Here is a 5126-nt window from a genome sequence, read left to right on the forward strand (position 1 = left end):
CCATTAACGACGAAGAGCCACATATAAACAGTTATAATAAGTATTGTGAATTTTCAGCATTATTTTGGTGTAAGAAGGAAAGCGATTTAGAGTTAACAACTGCTAAGTGGCTGTTTAAAAACATTTCTCCCCAATAGTTAAATCAAATCACGTCACAAATAAGTAAATTCTGGTTTTCACCATCAGAAGAGTAAGTAGATTCGCAGTAAAGTGCTTGTTAAGCTATTGATTTAAATTATATTTGAAGTTACCTTGTTCGCTTGGGATTAACTAGGCTGACTGTTCTTATCCAGAATTCAGCCTAATATACTGTTAGAAGGCATTATGGAAGTATCGAGTAATTTTGATCAGCTAAGCTTTCACGATTCTACGATTGAATCGGTACAGAGGCTTAATGGTTGCATCGAATTAACTTTCGATTTCGTTATTGTTGCGCCAGAACACCCTGATGCTAATGGGAGTGTTATTGAGCTTAAGAAAGCCAAAGTTATCTTTAGGCGAGTTAAGTCTGAGAAGGCATTGATTTGGCACGATGATAAATCTCCAATCGAACATCCAAATCCGGATTGTCCAGTTAATGAAGTTATGCATGGTACGCAAAAAGAGGATTACTTTCATTTCGATGGATTCTGGCAGCAAGATGATTGGTCTGAGTGGTATATATACTCAGGCAACTTTATTGTAACTGGCCAAGCTGGGGAATTCACGCGTGCAACCTTCTAACAAGTCAATTAATTACGCGCTTTCAGCGCCAGACAGCCTACACGTGGCTTCGCCACAGGCTGCTGATTATTGAGGCGTTAGCAGTCAGTGAGAATTTAATATGTCATCCGTACCAGAGAAAGATTGGAAATTGTTTCGGAAGCTACAAGTGGAGTTAACTGCGAAAGCTTGTGAGTTAGTATTTGAGAGAGTTGAAAATATAACCAATGATCGAGTTGGTAAAGAACATCAATCGTATTTGGACTTGTATAATTTGATTGACGATGAAGATGCCAAAATAGCTGAAATGTTTAATAACCCAACTCGTAACAATGTATTGTTGAAAATTGTTTCCTTAAAAAAGCATGGTGTTTTAAGTGATGAGCAATTTCAACTTTTTAGTGAAGAAACGCAAGAATTTGTGAGTCGTATGCTCGGCTGAGTAAACTGCTAGCAAGGCATTTAAACGGAACTAAAACAGTGGGTTACGTTCCGCTTCGCTTCACAGTATAACCCACAGTTTTAGTCCGCTTAATGCGGCGTTAGCAGGCAGAGGAGGTTCAGTGGATTATCTAAAAAATGCGTTTAATAAAGTAGGGTGGTTTTTGCCTGCATACGTTCAAGTTGGTTTTTTGGAGCGCGTAGCAAAGCAGATAGATGATGATGTTGTTTGTGAGAAAACTCTCGCACCATACCTTGCGCAGATATATTCGCCCGAAAATTTAGCTGCCATGGTTTCGGAGCGTTACCATACAGTCCCTTTCGTAAATGAGTATCAGGAAATTATATCTGAATCAGTAGAGGCTCATTTTCTCGGACTTGATCATATCGCCGTGTCAGGTCTTATGCCTGTCATCGAAGGTGCAGGTAAAAAACTTGCGGGAAGCCGAAATGTAGAAGTAGGCAGTATTAGAAGTGTTTTTGTCAATTTGGCAGAAGATTGCAGAAAAGAAGTAACTGATAAGCAAATTGGTGCTGTGAATGAGATTATCTCTATGCTTGATGCATTTATCAATTTCACTGATAGCAACTTATATATAAATTCCAAAAAATACCCATTCAGTGACAATACTAATCGACATGGGATTTTGCATGGCGCATTTGCAGATAGTGACTATGGGGAAGCGATAAATTTTTATAAAGCAATTGGTGCAATTGACTTTTTATGCTTTATTTCAGCATTAAGAGCCCCGATATCTTGTTTTGCGCCATCTACTACAGAGGCCTCTAATTCTTTATCTTTGTATTATCGGTTGTGTTTAAAATTGGCTAAGCAAAAGCCAAAGCCTGCTAACAAGGCAATTAAGTCGGACTAAAAACAGCGGGCTATCGCTTCGCGATTTTAGCCCTCAATTTTTAGCCGCTTATTGCGGCGTTAGTTACTCAGGGAAGTCATGCGAAGTATTCTATTATTTATCACGCTATTTTTAATACATAATACAGCTAACGCTTGTAGTTTTGCTCCTGGTTATGATGAATTTGTTATTAGCCCTCTTTACAAAAACAAAAATCACCTATTGGCTTTACCAAAAGCAAGTTTAGAATCTATTAAGCGTGGTTATGACGATGGAAATAGAGGTTCATGTTCGGATGCTGGAATCATCAAAATAAAATTTGAAAATGAAAATCCAGTTAGAGCTACAGGGTATAAATTAAAGATTGTTTCAGGCACTTTTGAAACTAATGTAATTCCTGATTATGAGGTAATGCCTTCAAGATACTACCCGAGTGGAAACTCTATGTCTTTTATCTGGTTGGATGGCAGTCATAACAATCAAGAGAGCATTGATTTCGTTTTACAAATTATCGCTGTATCGCCAGAAGGTGGCGAAAGTGAACCGTATAATCTTAAAATCTATCATGCAGGTGGCAAGAGTAACTAACAAATAAGGATAGGCCGCGCGTAGCCGCGTCCTTATCCCAAGTGTTGAACAAGCCCGAGTGATACCTTTATAGTGTAAATATCGGCGTAAGAACTTACGCTTTTTCGATGTGTGCTGAGCAGTTACATTTTTTATTAGCCGCATTGATCCCTTAGCTTCGTCAGCTAATTTCCTTATCTCAATTTATCAATACCTTAGCGCCTCCTTATACTTTTCTTGTTCCGCATCTTAAGTGTTATTTTTTTACCCTTCCGCTTAAACAGTGGTGTTAGGTGTCGTTGTTTTTTGCCTAAAAATGCTTGTCGGTCGCGGATGCACCTTCTCATCCCTTCGTTGCCAGCAACCCATAAATGCCATCGGTTGTTGGCAACAGGGACAAGGTCGGACAGCTTGAGTTTTAGTGGTGTTTTCGAGCGGCGAAAACACGGTACCAGCAACGGCTAACATCAAGCGTATTCTTTGCCGTAGCCTGGCAGCACTTCCTCTGAGTAATCCATAATCTCTCACTCGCCGTAAGCCTTTCGGCAGCACATGTTGCAGTACCAACCATAGAAATTCGACAGTGGGTAAAGTACGTATTTCAGTGGCTTGGGTTTGGCTATTTTGATACTCGAAGCTCACTTGGCCATCGATATTGCTGACGATATTTTTATCGGGTAATACGCCACGATAAAGGTATCGCGACAGGTACTTTAGTGCAGACAGCCCTTTGCCAACGTGTTGACAGTTTACCACCCACTTTTTGGTGATTGAGGTTGGTAGTATGAGACTCAGTTTTGTCAGATACACCAGCAGTCTTGCTCGCCACACTTTGGCCAGGTTAAAGGCGTTAAACAGGTATTTACCCTTGTATTTTCTCCACTGTTTTTTCGCTTTATCGAAGCTACCCGCAGGGATAATGAAATGGATGTGAGGATGAAAGTCACGCCTTCGGTTATGGGTATGCAGCACGCCCGTAAACCCAATCTCACCACCGATTTGCTTTGAGTTTTTAGCGAAGTCTTTGAGCACGCTGGAGGCTACCGAGAACATGGCTTGATACATCATTTCAGGTTGGTGTTTAGTGACGTTTCGTAGTTCATAAGGCAAGGTGAACGTCACCATGTAATATTCTACGGGCAGGAGTTTAGCTTGCTGTTTGTTGAGCCAGTCTGTCGTGGTCTTGTGCTGACATTGCGGGCAACTGCGATGACCACATGATAGCGGGAAATCAGCAGTATGGGTGCAGCTTCGGCATGCCCAATGGCTGGTTCGCTCAGTATTGCTGCGACAATTAAGCATGGCGAAAATCGCTTGGCGCATGGATGATGTCATTTGACCATCATAAGTCTGATTAAAGTCATCAAGGTGGTCGCGTAAAAGTTCAATGAACATCATAAATCGCACTCCCATTTGAGCACCAAATTATCAGTCAGTTGGTTAACAGATAGGGCGGTATTTTTGCGAGTGATAGTGGTGAGGCGGGTATAGCGGGCGGTGGTATTAAGGCTGTTGTGACCGAGCAGAGTTTGCACTGAGCGCAAATCTAGCCCTTGTTCTAACAAATGAGTGGCGTAGCTGTGGCGTAAATTATGTGGGCTGATGGATTTGTGAATATTACACTCACGGATAACCCGTTTTAGCGCCTTTTGAATGCCGCCTTTATCTATCAATGAATCAGGCTGGCTATCTTTGCCTGGAAAAATCAGTCGAGGGTGGCGATGAGTTTGCCAGTAATATCGCAGTGCTAATAAGGTCCGTTTGGGCAGCGGAACTAACCTATCTTTACCGCCTTTAGCGTTACGAATATGTACCTGCATCATCTGTGAATCGATATCACCCACTTGCAGTGAAATTGCTTCACCAAGGCGCAGTCCCAAACTGTACAAGGTGAGAAAACACACTTGATATCGCAGCTTATGAGTAAGACTAATAACGCTAGAGATTTCAGCAGGGGTGAGAACATCAGGCAGTCTATGGACTTGCGGCGGCTTAACAATATTAAGCCACTCCCACTGTTGATTAAGCACGTGTCGGTAGAAAAACTGTAAGCCATTACGGTCGAGCTTCACGGTGCTCCACGAATGTGAATCAATCAAACTGGCAAAGTAGCGCTTTAAGTCATCCGTTGAAAGGTTATCAGGGCAAGCATCGAAATAAGCACTAATGCGCCTAACGGCGCGACTGTAAGCATCGACGGTCGCAGGCCGCTTGCCTTGCAGGGTTAAGTTGGTAAGATGTTGTTCATAAAGAAAATCAAAGCGTTGTTGCTCGTGTGTGTTCATCGTAATACTCCTAGGAAGTTGCCAGGGTAGGCAGGGTCTAGTAAGTATTTAAGATGAGAGAATAAAGGTGAGTTTTTATCTTTTCTGCCGCAGAGCGGCTTCGTTCAACAAGGCGCTCAAGAACGGACAAAAAACAGTTGGCTTTTGTTCGTTCCTCACTATTATAGCCAACAATTTTTTGCCGCTTAGCGTGGCGTTATCGTGTCATAAAAAACACGGAGCCTATATATTATAGGTGATACAGAAACTTTAGCTGTATATTTAAACAGTATTTAAT

General features: G+C 41.7%; 6 protein-coding genes. 4 read left to right on the forward strand and 2 right to left on the reverse strand.

Translation table 11 applies throughout. The annotated features are described in order from the left end of the window. The first annotated feature begins 324 nt into the window (after nt 1-324). From AB4298_RS21295 to AB4298_RS21310, 4 genes are all read left to right on the forward strand, one after another. Nucleotides 325-723 (forward strand): hypothetical protein, encoded by a 399-nt coding sequence (locus tag AB4298_RS21295; protein ID WP_371988337.1) that lies wholly within the window; start codon nt 325-327, stop codon nt 721-723. 100 nt (nt 724-823) lie between these two features. Then, nucleotides 824-1144: a hypothetical protein gene (locus tag AB4298_RS21300; RefSeq protein WP_371988338.1), complete on the forward strand. Its 321-nt coding sequence runs from the start codon at nt 824-826 to the stop codon at nt 1142-1144. A gap of 121 nt (nt 1145-1265) precedes the next feature. Then, nucleotides 1266-2018: a hypothetical protein gene (locus tag AB4298_RS21305; RefSeq protein ID WP_371988339.1), complete on the forward strand. Its 753-nt coding sequence runs from the start codon at nt 1266-1268 to the stop codon at nt 2016-2018. A gap of 78 nt (nt 2019-2096) precedes the next feature. After that, the gene (locus AB4298_RS21310; RefSeq protein WP_371988340.1) at nt 2097-2585 is read left to right on the forward strand and encodes a hypothetical protein; all 489 of its coding nucleotides are present in this window, start codon (nt 2097-2099) and stop codon (nt 2583-2585) included. A 255-nt stretch (nt 2586-2840) separates the two neighbouring features. On the opposite strand, the gene AB4298_RS21315 is transcribed toward AB4298_RS21310, so the two are convergent. Together AB4298_RS21315 and AB4298_RS21320 are read right to left on the reverse strand one after the other, a co-directional pair. Next, nucleotides 2841-3962, reverse strand: coding sequence for an IS91 family transposase (locus AB4298_RS21315; protein ID WP_371988341.1), 1122 nt, complete (start codon nt 3960-3962; stop codon nt 2841-2843). After that, a complete protein-coding gene (locus AB4298_RS21320) occupies nt 3959-4849 on the reverse strand; it encodes a tyrosine-type recombinase/integrase (protein ID WP_371988342.1) in 891 nt (296 codons plus the stop codon). The genes AB4298_RS21315 and AB4298_RS21320 overlap by 4 nt, the downstream gene beginning before the upstream one ends. Between the last annotated feature and the right edge of the window lie 277 nt (nt 4850-5126).

Source organism: Shewanella sp. 10N.261.52.F9 (genome assembly GCF_041471165.1).
Taxonomy (GTDB): Bacteria; Pseudomonadota; Gammaproteobacteria; order Enterobacterales; family Shewanellaceae; genus Shewanella; species Shewanella marinintestina.

Excerpts from the sequence above, each read along its gene's own strand:
- AB4298_RS21295 (WP_371988337.1), top strand. The coding sequence starts at position 325 with ATGGAAGTATCGAGTAATTTTGATCAGCTAAGCTTTCACGATTCTACG.
- AB4298_RS21315 (WP_371988341.1), bottom strand. The coding sequence starts at position 3,962 with ATGATGTTCATTGAACTTTTACGCGACCACCTTGATGACTTTAATCAG.
- AB4298_RS21310 (WP_371988340.1), top strand. The coding sequence starts at position 2,097 with ATGCGAAGTATTCTATTATTTATCACGCTATTTTTAATACATAATACA.
- AB4298_RS21320 (WP_371988342.1), bottom strand. The coding sequence starts at position 4,849 with ATGAACACACACGAGCAACAACGCTTTGATTTTCTTTATGAACAACAT.
- AB4298_RS21300 (WP_371988338.1), top strand. The coding sequence starts at position 824 with ATGTCATCCGTACCAGAGAAAGATTGGAAATTGTTTCGGAAGCTACAA.